Source organism: Gemella haemolysans, from assembly GCF_001553035.1.
Classification (GTDB): domain Bacteria; phylum Bacillota; class Bacilli; order Staphylococcales; family Gemellaceae; genus Gemella; species Gemella haemolysans_B.
Genome location: NZ_KQ959931.1, coordinates 1 through 15,277, shown reverse-complemented (window position 1 = coordinate 15,277; position 15,277 = coordinate 1). Strand labels below are relative to the sequence as shown.

Here is a 15,277-nt window from a genome sequence, read left to right as displayed (position 1 = left end):
CGAATTTAGATATCAATAAACCACTGCGTCTACGAGTTCTCATATGAACTTTGTTAAATTTTAGGACTTTGGGGTAAGCCCCATATATTAAACGATTAAAATTAGTGTGATTTGATAGTAGTCTCTTTTATAAAATTTTTTGAATATCTAGAATTATGTGGGGAAATTTCAATTAAACTGATATTTTGAAAATAGTGAGAGAAAGTACCTTGCAGAATTTAACAAAATAGTGCTATACTTTTAATGTATAGTGCTATTTTGTTAGGAGGAGTAAAGATATGATGAATAAAATTTTATTAGTAGATGATGAGATAGAAATAACGGAGATAAACAAAAGATATTTAGAGCAAGGTGGTTATGATATAGATATTGCTAATGATGGAAAAGAAGCATTGGAAAAATATAAAAGAAACAAGTATTCTTTAATTATTACCGATATAATGATGCCAAATATGGACGGCTATGATTTGATTAGTGAAGTACAATATTTAGATGCAGAGCAACCTTTTTTATTTATAACTGCTAAAACAACTGAACCAGATAAAATTTATGCTTTGAGCATGGGGGCTGATGACTATATAGTTAAGCCATTTAGCCCTAGAGAGTTAGTATTAAGAGTTAGGAATATATTGCGTCGAATTGAAAAAAACAGTACAGATAGTATTTCTATGCTTGGGGATTTAGAAATAAATTATAATAGTAGAATAGCAAGGGTCAATGGGAAACAACTAGATCTAACGGTGAAATCTTTTGAATTATTATGGTTATTAGCAAATAACCCGGAACGTGTTTTTTCTAAAACGGAATTGTATGAAAAAATATGGCAGGATGAGTATGTTGAAGATGCGAATACATTGAATGTACATGTTCATTCATTAAGGAGGATATTAATGAAACACTCTACAGAGAAAACACCAAATATAAAGACAGTGTGGGGACTAGGCTATAAAATGGAAAAACAAGTTTAAAAATGGAAAGGAAATATAGAATGAAATTAAGAGATTATATTATTGTTGGATATGTTTTGTCATTTTTAATAACTATAACTGCTGTATTTTGGGCTTCAAATCAAATGCTAATTGAAAAGAAAGATACCTATTTTATTGTTGCAATTACTGTGATTGCCGGATTGATTGGTGCGACTATAAGTCTAGCATTACTGAAAGGTGTGTTTAAATCATTAAATGTTTTAAAGAAAAAAACAGTAAACATAAGTGAGAAGAGATTTGATATCAGCAGTGAAGTGATACGGCCTGTCGAATTTAGAGATTTGTCTATAGCATTTGATGATATGGCGGAGCACTTAAAAGAAAGTTTTGAATCACTAGAACAAAGTGAAAAAGAAAAATCTCTTATGATTGCTCAACTTTCTCATGATATAAAAACTCCTATAACTTCTATTCAATCAACAGCCGAAGGAATGTTAGATGGTATAATAAAAAAAGATGAATACAAGTATTATTTAGAAACAATTTGTCGTCAGACAACAAGATTAAACAAATTAGTTGAAGAATTAAATTACTTGACGCTAAGTGTGAAAGAAACTAATTCTGCCGATAATAAAGAAACAATATTTTTAGATAAATTATTAATTGATTGTATGTCTGAATTTAAGTTAAGAGCAGAAAAAGAACAAAGAGATATTTTTATTAAAGTTATACCAGAAAATGCAAAAATAGTAAGTAATTATAATAAAATGCAAAGAATTATAGTTAATTTATTAGGCAATGCATTTAAATATTCACCAAGTGGAACAAAAATAGAAATAGTTGCAGAAATTAGTGATGAAATTCTTTCTATTTCTATAATAGATGAAGGTTGTGGTATAAAAAAAGAAGAGCTTGATAATATTTTTAAAAGATTATATCGTGTTGAAGCATCAAGAAATATGAAAACAGGAGGCTATGGATTAGGATTAGCTATAGCAAAACAACTAGCTATGCAGCTTAATGGAGATATTATAGTAGAGAGTGAATATGGGAAAGGGAGTACATTTACTTTGAAAATTTTGACAAAATAAACTATTCAATGTATAATGGAAAAAAATATACTGAGGAAAAACATATGTCAAAGTCAAAGTACATAACGCGTTTAAAACGTTCTGAAGGACAGCTTAGAGGAATTCAAAAAATGATAGAAGAAGAGCGAGATTGTATGGACATAATGATTCAACTAAGTGCCGTTCGTTCTAGTGTTGATCGAGTTATTGAATTATTAATAACAGAAAATCTTATGGAATGTATTAATAATCCTACAGAAAATCCTGAAGAACATAAAGAAAGAATAGAGAAAGCTATACAGTATCTAGTAAAAAAGAAATAGTATAACTAAATTAGTAATAAAAGTCTTGATTCAAAATTATTTTGAATCAAGACTTTTATTTTTTTGAGATGTATTAATTTTATAGAGAATTTTAAACTAGTAATTGTTATTTGTTTTTTTACTAATTAGTTGTTTAATTCTTTATTTTGTTTCTCCAGGCCAGTTATTCATACCACCCTCGATATTTATAACATCGAATCCTTGGGCATCAAGAAAATCATATGCTTTAGCTGAACGTCCACCCGCTTGACAAATTACATAGTATTTTTGATCTTTATCTAATTTAGAAAAGTCTGCTCCTAAAGTACTTAAAGGGAAATTTTCAGCAGAAGGTATGTGACCAACGGCATATTCATGAATTTCTCTTACGTCAATAATAGTGAGTTTTTCACTATTATTAGTGTATTTCTCATAAAAATCTTTCATTGAAATATTGTTTTTCATAGTTGATTCCTTTCAATATTATTAAATTTAACTACTGTATTAATCTAGAAAATTGTTGTATTTTTAACAGAGTTAAATTAACTATAGTCTAATTTTAAACTATTTTACCTCTCCATGCATGCATTCCACCTTTAACATTGACAACATCGAAACCTCTTTTTTTAAGTTTTTTTGCGGCAAGTTTACTTCTTGCTCCAGAGTGACAAATTACATATGTTTTTTTTCCTGCTACTGGAGTGAAGCTGCCGATTTCATTTAGTGGAATATTTTTTGCATTTTTTATATGGCCTCTTCTAAATTCACCAGGTGTTCTTACGTCTATTAATTGAATATTTTGTTTAAGTCTTTGTTCTAGTTCGATAGTAGAAATACTATCTACTTTTGTGAATAAAAAAAACATTTTTCTCACCTCCTACATACCCCTATAGGGTATATTAAAACATGAATTGAAATCTTTGTCAAGGATGATGATCTACTATAAAGTAATAAGATAATAATAGTCCTAGAAAATTCTAGAGAAAGTAATAAGAAAATTAATAATACTTTTAATAAATTTTGAGAAATAATATAAATAAAAATTTTTTATGTTATGGATATAATTAATTTTAAAAAAATAATACTGACCTCATTTTAGATAAAAAATCTAACTTGAGGTCAGTTTTTTTATTTTATTCTTCTTCAGTTTCACGAGGGAAAATCATTGATTCGCTGAAGTTTAAGTTGCGAAGAACAGTGTAAGAATCTTCTAAAGAAATATAGTTTAACTTTCTCATCGTTAATATTCTATATTTTAAAAGTCGAACTGACTCCATTTGAAGTTCTTTAAGTTCTTCTTCAAAATCGATGTCTTCTAAAAATACTTCAAATAAGGTGAATGAGTAGTATTTATATACATCTTTAACGAATTCTGCAGTATTTTCATCTGAACACTTTTCATCAATAACCTTATAGGCCGTCTCAAGAAGTACTTTTCTTACTGTAGGCGAACAATCGATGATGGCCTGAATTTGGCTAGAAGAAGCTTCGGCTCTTTGTTTAATTTCATCTAATTTATTGACGAAGTTTACTTTTCTTCTTTTTGGAACTTTTTCTTTAAGTTTCTCATAAAATTCTGGAGTTAAATCTTTAGCTACGAAATGACGAGTTAAACGACGTTTTAGACTAGATTCTTTTATATATATTCTCAAATTAAGAAGTAAACTTTTTGGTATTGAATAAGTAAATAGGAAAGATTTTCTAAGTTGCATGATTTTAGAAATTTCCAATATTTGCTCAATGTTAGGGTTGCCTTTAAGTATTTCAGGAAGAGCTTTATCTTGTGCTTTCATTATTTTTTTGTGTAATGCTAGTGCTTCACTAGCATTTTTAAATCTTCGAGTGTGCATGTTTCTAAAGTATGCTTTCATTTCGTGTAAACTTTTTATTTCAAAAGCATAAGCAACTTTTTCTTCGATAGATTTTTTAGAAATATCACGTTCTTTTAGTTCTTCAAGTGTTCCTTCTAGGATTTTTTCACGAAGAGAGTACTGAGTATATTCTTTTTCTTCATCTTCTCCTTTAACAACAAGAGGAAGGGCGAGTGTACCGATAACAATACTTAGTAAAACGACGTTACTCGCAATGAATAGGATGGTATTTCTAAGAGGGAAGTTATCCCCAGTAGAAGTTACAACTGGAATCATAAGTGCTGTAGCAAGTGTTACTGTACCGTGAATACCACACAAACTAGCAATTAAAGAGTAGCTAAATCTAGAATAGTTACCTTTGTCAAATTTTCTATTTAGTATTATTTTTGCTGTTTTTCTAGCAGTTGTAAAATGATGAGGTTGGAATGATATGTAGTTGAAATATACAAAGGTCAATCTAACTATCATTAGACCTAAAACAATAACTAATGAAATTATGAATCCATATACAATATCAATCTCTCTATTGTTAAACATAGTATGATATATTTCAGGGAGTAAATATCCTAAAAAGGTAAATACGAAACCATTTAGTACATAACTTGCTATTTGTTGAGTACTATCTATAGTAACTGCTGCATCGCTACTTACAACAGTAAGTAAGTGAAGTTTTCTCTGGTAGTTGTAAACTAGAGCTGTAATTACGACAGCAACGATACCAGAGACACCGATATGCTCTGCTAGATAGAATACTATAACTGGTGTTATTAATTGAAAAATAACTAAAATATTAGATTCATCAGCAAACTTTGTTAAGAATGTAAACTTAATATAAGAGAATGCTATACCAATGATAAGTCCAAAAATTGCTCCACCTCCTGCAACTACTAAAAATTTATAGCTAGCATTTGTAACAGAAAATGTATTAGTAAGAACAGCGGCTAGAGCTATATTAAATGACACAAGACCAGAAGCATCATTAAGAAGAGATTCCCCTTCTAATATAGCCATAAGGCCTTTAGGTAGTTTCATTCCCTTAGTTATTGATTTAACAGCAACAGCATCTGTAGGTGATAAGATAGCGGCTAAAACAAAACATGCTGCCCATGGAATCATTGGAAGCAATAAATGAATTATGCTACCGACAACAATTACCGTCACAAGAACTAAAAATATTGCCATATATATAATTGGACGTTTGTATAGCCAGATATTCTTTAAGGACGAGTTGAAACCGTCAGTAAATAATAGGGGAGCGATAACTAACATCATAAACATTTCTGATTCAAACTCAAAATGAAGTGGGAGGTTAGGAATAAATGTTACCGCAGCACCAAGTATTATTTGGAATAAAGCTGCTGGAATACGTGGGAAAAGATTATTTAAAAATGAACCAAGTATTACAATTATGACAAATATACCTAGGGTAGTTAGTATTTCCATAAAAAACTCCTTTGTAATTATTTTATTAATATTTGTACTAATATATTTTACAATTATTTACCACTAAAATCAATAATTATACAATCTGAAGGAAGTTAATAATGAATATTGTAAAACATTAATTTTAATAGTTTTAGAAGAGGTGTTATTTTTTAGAGGTTAAGTAAGGGCTTCAGTACACGTCAATAGATGTCAAAATATTGATTTTAAATGATTTTTGATTTTTTGAAACTCATTACATCGTACTATAAATTAATAAAAACTCTACCTTTTTTAGATAAATATATCAGTTGGATATTGAAGTTAAGCCCTGCTATCATTTCAATGGCAGGACTTTTTAATATTTGGTACACTAACTTCTTATCTATATTTTGGTGGAATTGAAGTAGACATCTATAAAGTTTAATGTTAGAATATATTCAAAAATAAATTTGAATGAGGTGTTTTATGATTCAAAATATTGTTACTTCAATAATTCTGTATTCTGGGACAGCCGTAGACTTACTTATTATCCTAATGTTATTTTTTGCCAAAAGAAAAAGCAGAAAAGACATCATTAACATCTATTTAGGACAATTTCTAGGCTCTGTTAGTCTAATATTGCTAAGTTTGCTTTTTGCATTTGTCTTACATTATATTCCTAGTAAAGAGATTTTAGGTTTGCTCGGTTTGATTCCAATTTTCTTAGGTCTCAAAGTTTTATTTTTAGGAGATTCTGATGGAGAAGCTATTGCCAAAGAAGGGTTGCGCAAAGATAATAAAAACTTGATTTTTCTAGTCGCTATGATTACTTTTGCAAGTTGCGGTGCCGACAATATTGGTATCTTTGTCCCATATTTTATTACATTAAATTTAGCGGATTTGATAGTGGCTTTACTTACATTTCTAGTCATGATTTATCTCTTGGTTTTTTCTGCCCAAAAATTGGCACAACTCCCATCTGTTGGAGAAACTTTGGAAAAATATAGCAGATGGTTTATTGCCGTTGTTTATTTAGGATTGGGGATATATATCCTGATTGAAAATAACAGTTTTAACATGCTATGGACTATGTTAGGATAGGAGAAAATATTATGAAAAAAGATAGTATCTGTCAAGTGAATATTATAAATCAGCAAAATGTTACAACCGCAATGAACTACCTTGAAAAGGAAAAAGTTCAAAAATCACTTCGCATTTTAAAGAAGTTTACCGATAATAAACAGATAAATATCATCTTTTATCTCCTTGCTGTTGAAGAACTCTGTGTCTGTGATATAGCCTGTTTACTAGATCTCAGTATGGCATCTGCATCCCACCATCTTCGTAAACTAGCTAATGAAAACATCTTGGACACTAGAAGAGAGGGGAAAATTATATATTATTTTATAAAAGATGAGGAAATCAGAGATTTTTTTAGTCAACTAGGATAATAACTATTTTTACTACTTTACCATGATTATATATAGGACTTATCTATGAAATTTTCTGATGAAATTTACTCACAAGAAATACCTACTCGTATCATATTGATACTGTCAATAAATATGTGTAAACACTCAAGTAGAGTTACGGAGTATTAATCAAATAAGCTTTCGAGTGTGTCATAACATTGGTCACCCCCTTTATGGATTCGTTGACTTTGCTTGAAATTATAATCTTCAAACAAAGTAACTAAGTAACGTTCCAGAGACTCCTCGTTAGGAAAAACCTTCTTTTTCGTTTGACGTTTGATTTCTTTATTAAGAGACTCAATGAGGTTTGTCGAATAAATGCTGTGCCAAATCTGGTAGTGAAACTGATAATATGCACTATTATAACCTATTTGTAAATTTTTATTTTATCAAAACTGTACATTCTTATTTTATCACTTTCAATTAGTAAGTCTAGAATCACCAGATTATGGTTTCCATTTGTTTCGACACACTCATGATTCAATGTTGTTTAATGTAGGTACAAATTGGAAAGAACTTGGGGCATAAGTCAATATCAACTACTATGGATACTTACGCAGAGTTAGCACATCAAAGAAAGCTAGAAGCAGTCAGCATTTATTTAGATTAGATTGCTGAATTAACTTATTAACTACTCTAGCTTTCGCTCTACCTTTTGAAAGATAAATCCTCATAAACGTTGATATAACAGTATTTAAAGATTGCTGAAATAACATTAACTGTCTTTACAGGTATAAAAATATCGCTACATTTATGTATTAATACCAAGATGTAGCGATTTATTCAAAATATTTATATCAGATATTTAAAAAGTTACCAACTAATTACTTTTCCATCTTCTATTTTAATATCAGCGTCATAAAGTTTGTTTAGAAGCTCTTCATCAAAGAAGTTCTCAGCTTTATCATTCTTTATAACTTTTCCATCAAGAAGAGCAATAATATTATCACTGTATGCTAGTGCTTGATTTATATCATGTAGTACCATGATAATAGTAATTCCTAAAGATTTATTAAGATCTCTAACAAGTTGCATTATAGATTTTTGATATTTTATATCAAGGAAAGTAGTAGGCTCATCTAGTATAATAATATCAGTACTTTGTGCTAATGCCATTGCGATATAAACACGTTGAAGCTGACCTCCCGATAACTCATCCACACGTTTATCTTTATAGGCTTTTAGATTAGTTTTTTCAAGAGCAAATTCAATCTTTTCAACATCACTAGCAGTAGGCTTGTAAAAGAAAATGTTTTGGTAAGGAAGTCTAGCGAAACTAACCATATCATAAACGGTAATTTCTCGTGGAGTTTCATTCTTTTGATAAACAATTGCAAGAATACTCGCAAGTTCTTTTAATGAATATGAATTCAGTTCCTTACCTTCAATTTTTACACTTCCAGCATTATAGTTTAGATTTTTTGCTAATATTTTTATAAGTGTACTTTTACCACAACCATTTTTACCAAGTAGGGTAGTAATCTTACCTTTTTCAATGCTTACATTTAGACCTTCAAAAAGTGCATTTTTATTATCGTACTTAAACGTAAGGTTATTAATTTCTATTATATTTTCCATTAACTTACTCCTTTCTTAACTAAAATAATAAATGCAGGTCCACCTATAATCATCATTATTAAATCAGCAGGTATTTCGATAGGTGCGAAAATGACGCGACCTATTGTATCGAATAAAAGTAGTATAAATGCTCCTAGTAGAGCACTAAATGGGATGGTGTAAATATGATTTCGCCCAATTATAATCTTAGCGATATGAGGTGTAATAAGAGCTAAGAACACCATTACACCTGCCACTGCTGTAGAAACAGAAGCAAGAGCTACTGCAACAAATGAAATTAATAAACGAATCATATTAATATTGATACCAAGTGAACTAATAATATTATCATCTAAAGCGAAGATATTACATAGTTTTGCTAAGAAGAAACTGATAATTAGTAATATAGGAATCCAACTTAGTAATAATGAAACATCATCCCAGTTTTTAGTTCCTAAACCAACAGTTTTGAATACAGATGACGTAGTAGAGTTAGCTGCATTCAAGTACTGCATAGAACTCAATATTCCTGTGAAGAAATAACTTATTGCAATACCAATTAAAATAATTTTAACATTATTTTTTGTTCTACCTGCTAGATAATAAATGATTAAGAAACCAAGGACACCACCGATGATAGAAAATACAGACTTAAATATCATAAATTGTGGGAATATTCCTAATCCTAAGTATAAAATTAGGTTGGCTCCACTAGAAACACCAATAATACTAGGATCGACAAGCGGGTTCTTTAATACTGTTTGTAATAATAAACCACTAACTCCAAGAGCAGCACCAACCAAAATAGTGATGATAATTCTTGGGAAACGAACGTCTATAATTGCATTTACATTGGCATATTCTCCGGTAAAGATGCCAATAGCTAATTGTCCGACGCTAGCTTTTATACTACCACTGTTCGCTGCAAAAAATATTGTACTTAATAAGAGTAAAATAAGAACAGAAAAAGTGATTGCTTTTTTGTTTTTAAACATTAAGAACCTCCTTATATATTTTATATGTTTAGTATATCATATGTTGTTTTTAATTTGAATTATATAAAAAACCAGAGGTAGCATTGTGCTACCTCTGGTTTTAAGTATTAGTTACTATAGAAAATACTGTATAGACTTTCTAATCCTTTTTGGTAATCGTATGTAGCTGTCATACCAAACATTGAGCTATCTAAATCGACAACTTTATTATTTTTTACCGCATCAAAGTGAGACCAACTCTTATTGTTTTCAAATTCTTTTTTAAACATTTCATTTACGTTATCAGGCATAGCATGAGCAGTACGTAAAATGAAATCTGGTTTATCATTTAAAGCAGTTTCTAAGTTTAGATTTTTAAACTCTTCAGTACCTTTAATGATATTTTCACCACCGGCTAATTTTACAAGGTTACCAACATAAGATTTTTCAGTAGCAGCCAGGTAACTTCCAGGTAAGCCCATAAGAACAAGAACTTTTGGTTTCTTTTTATTTGCGATTTTTTCATTGAATTTAGTGAAGAATTCATCGTGTTCTTTCTTTAATTCTTTGAATTTTTCAGTTTTACCGAATTCTTTTGCAAGATCTTCTGTAATAGAGTATAATCCGTTAACACTACGAATATCTACAAATTTATAAGGAATTTTATTTTTCTCGAATCCTTCTTTTATCCAGTCTTGTAAACTATCTGGAGCATACACAATAGAAGGATTAATCGATTTAATAACTTCCATATTTGGGTTCATAGGAAGTCCGATTTGAACAATGTTGTCATACTTTTTAGGCATACGTCCTAATTTTGTAGTAGGGACACCTGCTAATTTAATGTCAAGTACATTTGCGACTTGAGCTAAAGCTACAGAGTCCATTATGACACGTTTACCATTTTCTTCTTCAGATTTTTTATCTTTATTTACACCTGTTAAGTCAATAGTCTCATTAAAAGCTTTATCAGCTAGATTAGGATCTGTTCCAGTAGTATTACCAGCTTTATTTTGTGATGAACAAGCAGTAAGTACTAAGATACTAGCTAGAAGTAGTGTAAATAGTAGGGATAGTTTTCTTTTCATGAATTATCTCCTAGTTATTTTTTCTTTTTTTACGAGGAAAGTAAAGTCCAGCAGCAATTGCAAGAATTCCAATACCTCCTAAATAGTAAGGTGTGTAGTTTGTTTCTTTAATAGCTTCCATATCTAAACCATCATTTCCGTTTTTAATAGTATCAGTATTAACTTCTACGAAATAACGAACAGGACGATTCATAGGTTCTACATACATTTGTACCATAGCTAAGAAGTTTTCATTTGGTACTTCAAAACGATAGTCAACATAGCTATCTTTATATTGTTCTATGTTTACTTTTGTTTCAGTAGCAGCAACTTGTTTGAATTCTCCATCTTTTTGAAGAACTTTAATGAAAGGACCTTGTTCTTTGCTACGTTGTACCCAGTTCATTAAGTGAATACGAACAGTAGCATATAGTTTACCATCTTTTGTACGTTGAAGCATAGCTTTAGACCAACGTTTTTCACCGTTAGATTTTTGATTTTTAAGAGCTTCATTTAGATCTCCACCTGCATTAATAGGTGAGATTACTCCTTGTACCATACCTTCACCGATAGCAGTGTTTTTAGTACCGCCATCAGCAGTAACACCAGTAATAGGGTTTAAATATGAACCTGTGATATCAAGGTTATAAAGACCTGGATTTTTTGTCTTTTGATTATCTTTGAAGTAATCTTCTAATTTTTTAGCAACAAATCCTTGAGGTGCTTTATTCTCATCTTTTTTATCTTTGTTTTCTTCTTCTTTTTTCTTATCTTCAGCTTTTTTCTCTTTTTCTTTATCTTTAGATGAATCTTCAGAACCAGATACTAGATTAGCTGCAGACCAGTTAAATTTAATAATAGCATTTTGAGATGCATCACCACCCATAATTTGATTCATGGCATCAACAGCAACTCTAACACCGACTTTATCAGGTTTAGCTTCACCGAAATTAAAACTTAGAGTTCCTGGGTAAGTACTAGTACCACCGTCTAAGTTTGTATCATTATAAGTGCTTGTTACAGAAGCAGCAGTAAGACTTCCTGAGAAAATAGGAGATGAGTAGATGCTAAGTGATAATAAGTGACCGTGCATATTACTGAAATCCATCGGTGTGAATTGAACAGTAATAGTAGAAGTGTTATTATCATGAACATTTACAGTAGCATGTGTAGCTAATGCATTATTCCCCATAGAAAGACGACCACTATTTTCAGAATGCCACAGCTCAACAGGTACACTGTATACCTTATCAGCTGCGTGTACTTTTTTTACGAAAGGTACATTACTAGATGTAACGATAAACGTTAATGTAGCAATAACTATCGTTAACAGTTTTAAAACTCGTTTCATTATAAAAACTCACTTTCTTATATGTTATTCAATTTTTAATAAGAGGGAGTGACTCAAAAATCGTGATTTCTAGAAATAAGATTTTGTCGAGCCATCCCCGCACAGTTTATTAGATATCTAAAAAGCTTTTATAAAGCGAATTTAGATATCAATAAACCACTGCGTCTATGAATTATCATATACACTTTTTTAAAATTTAGGACTTTTGGGTCAATCCTTACAAAATTGGTAATATTAAGCTAATTTAGCAAGATATTATCTTACTATTTTATTTTTCTTTTCTTCTACCTACTATGAAGGCACTCATTAGAGTAAGAGCTCCTGCAAGGATAGATGATGAAGTTTCTAATCCAGTGTTAGACAGTCTACCGTTGTTTAGACGTCCACCTTTTGGTGTTAAAGCATCAGCCCCATTACCAGCGCTACTAGCTCCAGGTTGACCACCATCAATAACTGCAGTACCTTGTCTTTCTGTAGCATTAGACCAGTTTAGGCTTAGGATTGCATCTTTTTTACCAGCACCTGGCATAATACTTTCCATTGTTGGTACGAAAACAGAAACAGGAATGTTAGTTAATTTTTCAGGAGATGTGAAGTGAACTTGTACTTGGTTCATTGCACCACCTGTTCTATTAACAGGGTATTCGGTACCATTAACCCAGAAACGAGTAATACCGTCTGTAAGAGTTCCTACTTTAATATCATGGAAACGAACGATGTAGTGATAAGTAGATCCATCTTTATAAACAGTAATACCGTCTAGTGCTGCATTCCCCATAGAGGCACGACCTGATTCATAAGCGTTTAATAGAGATGCAGTAACATTATCGAAGTATGTAACTGTTTTTTCTTCACCTTGACCTTGAGCTTGGTCTTGTGCTTGAAGGTTAGGTTTAGCTACTGGTTTGATTGGTGAAGTTGGAGATTTTTTCCCTGTATCTTTTCCTGTTTTTGAAGTTTGAGGAGTATATCCACTAGATCCAGAATTTCCACCTGCTATTGGTTGACCTTGTTGTTCACTTACACTAGACCAGTCGAATGCTAATGTAGCATCTTGTTTACCGCCACCTTGCATAATATCTTCCATTGCTTGAACAAATACAGAAACAGGAACTGATGACAGTTTTTGAGAAGAAGTGAAGTGAACTTCTACTTGATTGCTTCCTCCTCCTGTAGGATTAACAGGATACTCTATACCATTTACCCAGAATTTAGAGATTCCACCAGTGAATCCTTGAGTTGAAAGATCGTGGAATCTTACGATGTAGTGGTAAGTACTTCCTTCTTTGAATACAGTAACATTACTATTTTCTAAAGCTGCATCTCCCATTGATTTTTGTCCAGGGCGGTGTGCGTTTAGCAGTGAAGCTTTTACTCCTTTATAGTAAGTTGCAGTAGCTGCAGGAGTAGGTGTAGTCGCTGCAGGTTTTTGTTGCTCCTTAGGTTTAGGAGTTTCTACAGGTTTAACAGGTTTAGCTGGTTCTGTAGTACCTGAATCAGTTGGTTTGTCTGATGGTTTAGTTGTTGTAGGTTCTGTCGGTTTATTTGAAGGCTGAGTATTTTCAGGTGTTTCAGGTTTAACTGTAGCTTCAGTCTTAGCAGGTTTAGCCGGTGTTGGTTGAGTATTCGCTACCGTATTTAATGCATTGCTTAAATCAAATTTGAGAATCATTCTTTGAGTTCCAAATGCTTCACCAATAGAAGCCATAACTGGAACATAAACTTCAGTATAAGTTTCTAATTTATTATTTGAATCGATTTTATTTTTATCTACACTATAAGAAAGTGTTTTTGGATAAGCAGTACGTCCAGGAAATTTCTTTTTGTAAGTTTCTACGAAGTTATCAGTTTCAGCAGTACTATAGTATTCAACTATAGTAGCAGGATTAAATTCATTATTTTGAATACTATTACGATTTGCATGAGTTTTATTACCGTCGTAATATTTTAAATCTCCCAAGTAACCATTTAAGCCACCGAATGTAATTGGTTTAAAAGATACATTTACGAAATATTGACCATTTCGTACGATTAATTTGGTTTTAGTTGTATCTAAACCAGCGGCAGCCATAGATGCTTCACCTTCTGCTCCATAGAATTTAAGAGCTTCAGCAGTGATATTATATTCTCCATCAGGAAGATTTTTTATATCTTTTGCAGCAACGGCATTATTTTCTATAGCAAATGTAGTGTTGCTTTGTGTAGAGTTCTCGACCACAGCAAGAGTAGAGATAATAGTTGCTGCTGATAGAACTTTTAATAATTTATTTGCTTTCATTTTATTTTGATTTCTCCTTATATTTCTTTATACATGACTTTATACAAAGAGGTAATTTACCCCTTTGTATAAAGATTTTAATATTTATTTTATTTATTAAATTTTCTACGTAATACTAAAGCAGATAATAGTACTAATGCACCTAATCCAGCAGTAGCAGTAGAAGCTAATCCAGTATTAGCAAGTCCTTTTTTAACAGTATTTACAGGAGTTGCAGATGTTACTTGATTATTAGTTTTAACTACATCAAGGTTATCGTTATCTTTAATTTCTTTGTTATCAGTTTGTCCCAAGATATTAAGAGAGTCTTTTTGAGTAGTTTCATTTAAAACTTTATTTAAATCTAAAGCAGGTAGTTCTTCTTGAACTAAAGCTTCACCTTTATCAGATTTTATTTCTTCGTTTTTATTTGATGGAGCAGGTGTTATAGGAACAGGTGTATTCTGATCAGAAGACACAGTTTTTGATTTTACAATTGTGTATATACTGAAGTGGTTAGTGAAGAATGTAAGTTTTCCATCTTTATAAACACTTGGTACTTTTTCTAATTTATTACCATTTACATAGTAAACTTCTAATTTTTCATCTTCATTAGCTACAACAGCTACTGTAACTGCACGAGTTTCTCCTTGTTTATTGATTGTAGTTCCTTTAGAATCTATGAAGTGTAAGTCTATTGTTTTAACAACAGTTAGATTTTCCTCTGCTTTTTTAACAAGTTCTTCAACTTTTGCAACAGTTTCTTTATCAGCTTTTTCTATAACGAATTTATCTGCTTGAAGAGAAGTGTTGTCAAATGAAACTGTGATTTCTTCTGTTGAACCATTTTCTACAACTTTGGCTACTAATGTATCTTTAAGAGATGCAGAATTAACTATTTCTTTAAGTTTTGATGCTTCTTCTTTGTTTACATCTTTATCAGTAGCGATATTAGCTAAGGCTACTTTTTTAAGCTCTTCTAATTTTGCTTTTTCTTTTTCAGCTTGAGCCTTAGCAGCAGCT

Annotated in this window: 13 protein-coding genes and 2 pseudogenes; 5 read left to right on the top strand and 10 right to left on the bottom strand. The window is 31.1% G+C overall.

Annotated features, from left to right (window positions below; translation table 11 throughout):
• Nucleotides 1–278: 278 nt before the first annotated feature.
• Genes HMPREF3186_RS02240 through HMPREF3186_RS02230 form a run of 3 tightly spaced genes read left to right on the top strand, consistent with a single transcriptional unit; the run spans nt 279 to nt 2,322 of the window.
• Complete coding sequence (locus HMPREF3186_RS02240; RefSeq protein WP_060913742.1) at nt 279–968, top strand: response regulator transcription factor; 690 nt, start codon at nt 279–281, stop codon at nt 966–968.
• 20 nt (nt 969–988) lie between these two features.
• The gene (locus HMPREF3186_RS02235; RefSeq protein ID WP_060913741.1) at nt 989–2,020 is read left to right on the top strand and encodes a sensor histidine kinase; all 1,032 of its coding nucleotides are present in this window, start codon (nt 989–991) and stop codon (nt 2,018–2,020) included.
• Nucleotides 2,021–2,064: 44 nt separating this feature from the next.
• Nucleotides 2,065–2,322, top strand: a complete 258-nt coding sequence (locus HMPREF3186_RS02230) for a metal-sensitive transcriptional regulator (protein ID WP_060913740.1) — start codon at nt 2,065–2,067, stop codon at nt 2,320–2,322.
• Nucleotides 2,323–2,463: 141 nt separating this feature from the next.
• Here the strand turns inward: HMPREF3186_RS02230 and HMPREF3186_RS02225 are convergent, their stop codons facing one another.
• From HMPREF3186_RS02225 to HMPREF3186_RS02215, 3 genes are all read right to left on the bottom strand, one after another.
• Nucleotides 2,464–2,766 carry a rhodanese-like domain-containing protein gene (locus HMPREF3186_RS02225; protein ID WP_060913739.1) on the bottom strand — a complete coding sequence of 101 codons (303 nt, stop codon included), beginning with the start codon at nt 2,764–2,766 and terminating at the stop codon, nt 2,464–2,466.
• A gap of 94 nt (nt 2,767–2,860) precedes the next feature.
• Complete coding sequence (locus tag HMPREF3186_RS02220; protein ID WP_060913738.1) at nt 2,861–3,166, bottom strand: rhodanese-like domain-containing protein; 306 nt, start codon at nt 3,164–3,166, stop codon at nt 2,861–2,863.
• A 268-nt stretch (nt 3,167–3,434) separates the two neighbouring features.
• Nucleotides 3,435–5,615 (bottom strand): cation:proton antiporter domain-containing protein, encoded by a 2,181-nt coding sequence (locus tag HMPREF3186_RS02215; RefSeq protein WP_060913737.1) that lies wholly within the window; start codon nt 5,613–5,615, stop codon nt 3,435–3,437.
• A gap of 447 nt (nt 5,616–6,062) precedes the next feature.
• On the opposite strand from HMPREF3186_RS02215, the gene HMPREF3186_RS02210 reads away from it, so the two are divergent.
• Complete coding sequence (locus tag HMPREF3186_RS02210) at nt 6,063–6,677, top strand: CadD family cadmium resistance transporter (protein ID WP_060913736.1); 615 nt, start codon at nt 6,063–6,065, stop codon at nt 6,675–6,677.
• 11 nt (nt 6,678–6,688) lie between these two features.
• Nucleotides 6,689–7,027, top strand: coding sequence for a Cd(II)/Zn(II)-sensing metalloregulatory transcriptional regulator CadX (gene cadX, locus HMPREF3186_RS02205; RefSeq protein ID WP_060913735.1), 339 nt, complete (start codon nt 6,689–6,691; stop codon nt 7,025–7,027).
• Nucleotides 7,028–7,173: 146 nt separating this feature from the next.
• On the opposite strand, the pseudogene HMPREF3186_RS08845 reads toward cadX, so the two are convergent.
• The 7 genes and pseudogenes from HMPREF3186_RS08845 to HMPREF3186_RS09340 form a co-directional block, all read right to left on the bottom strand.
• A pseudogene (locus HMPREF3186_RS08845) lies at nt 7,174–7,401 on the bottom strand (transposase); the annotation flags it as partial.
• Between the two features lie 460 nt (nt 7,402–7,861).
• Nucleotides 7,862–8,626: an ABC transporter ATP-binding protein gene (locus HMPREF3186_RS02200; RefSeq protein WP_060913734.1), complete on the bottom strand. Its 765-nt coding sequence runs from the start codon at nt 8,624–8,626 to the stop codon at nt 7,862–7,864.
• Nucleotides 8,626–9,600: a FecCD family ABC transporter permease gene (locus HMPREF3186_RS02195; protein WP_060913733.1), complete on the bottom strand. Its 975-nt coding sequence runs from the start codon at nt 9,598–9,600 to the stop codon at nt 8,626–8,628. The genes HMPREF3186_RS02200 and HMPREF3186_RS02195 overlap by 1 nt, the downstream gene beginning before the upstream one ends.
• A gap of 107 nt (nt 9,601–9,707) precedes the next feature.
• Nucleotides 9,708–10,667 carry a heme ABC transporter substrate-binding protein IsdE gene (gene isdE / locus HMPREF3186_RS02190; protein ID WP_060913732.1) on the bottom strand — a complete coding sequence of 320 codons (960 nt, stop codon included), beginning with the start codon at nt 10,665–10,667 and terminating at the stop codon, nt 9,708–9,710.
• 10 nt (nt 10,668–10,677) lie between these two features.
• Nucleotides 10,678–11,997, bottom strand: coding sequence for a heme-binding Shp domain-containing protein (locus tag HMPREF3186_RS02185; protein ID WP_060913731.1), 1,320 nt, complete (start codon nt 11,995–11,997; stop codon nt 10,678–10,680).
• A 268-nt stretch (nt 11,998–12,265) separates the two neighbouring features.
• Complete coding sequence (locus HMPREF3186_RS02180; protein WP_060913730.1) at nt 12,266–14,275, bottom strand: hypothetical protein; 2,010 nt, start codon at nt 14,273–14,275, stop codon at nt 12,266–12,268.
• Nucleotides 14,276–14,364: 89 nt separating this feature from the next.
• Nucleotides 14,365–15,277: pseudogene (locus HMPREF3186_RS09340) on the bottom strand (peptidase); the annotation flags it as partial.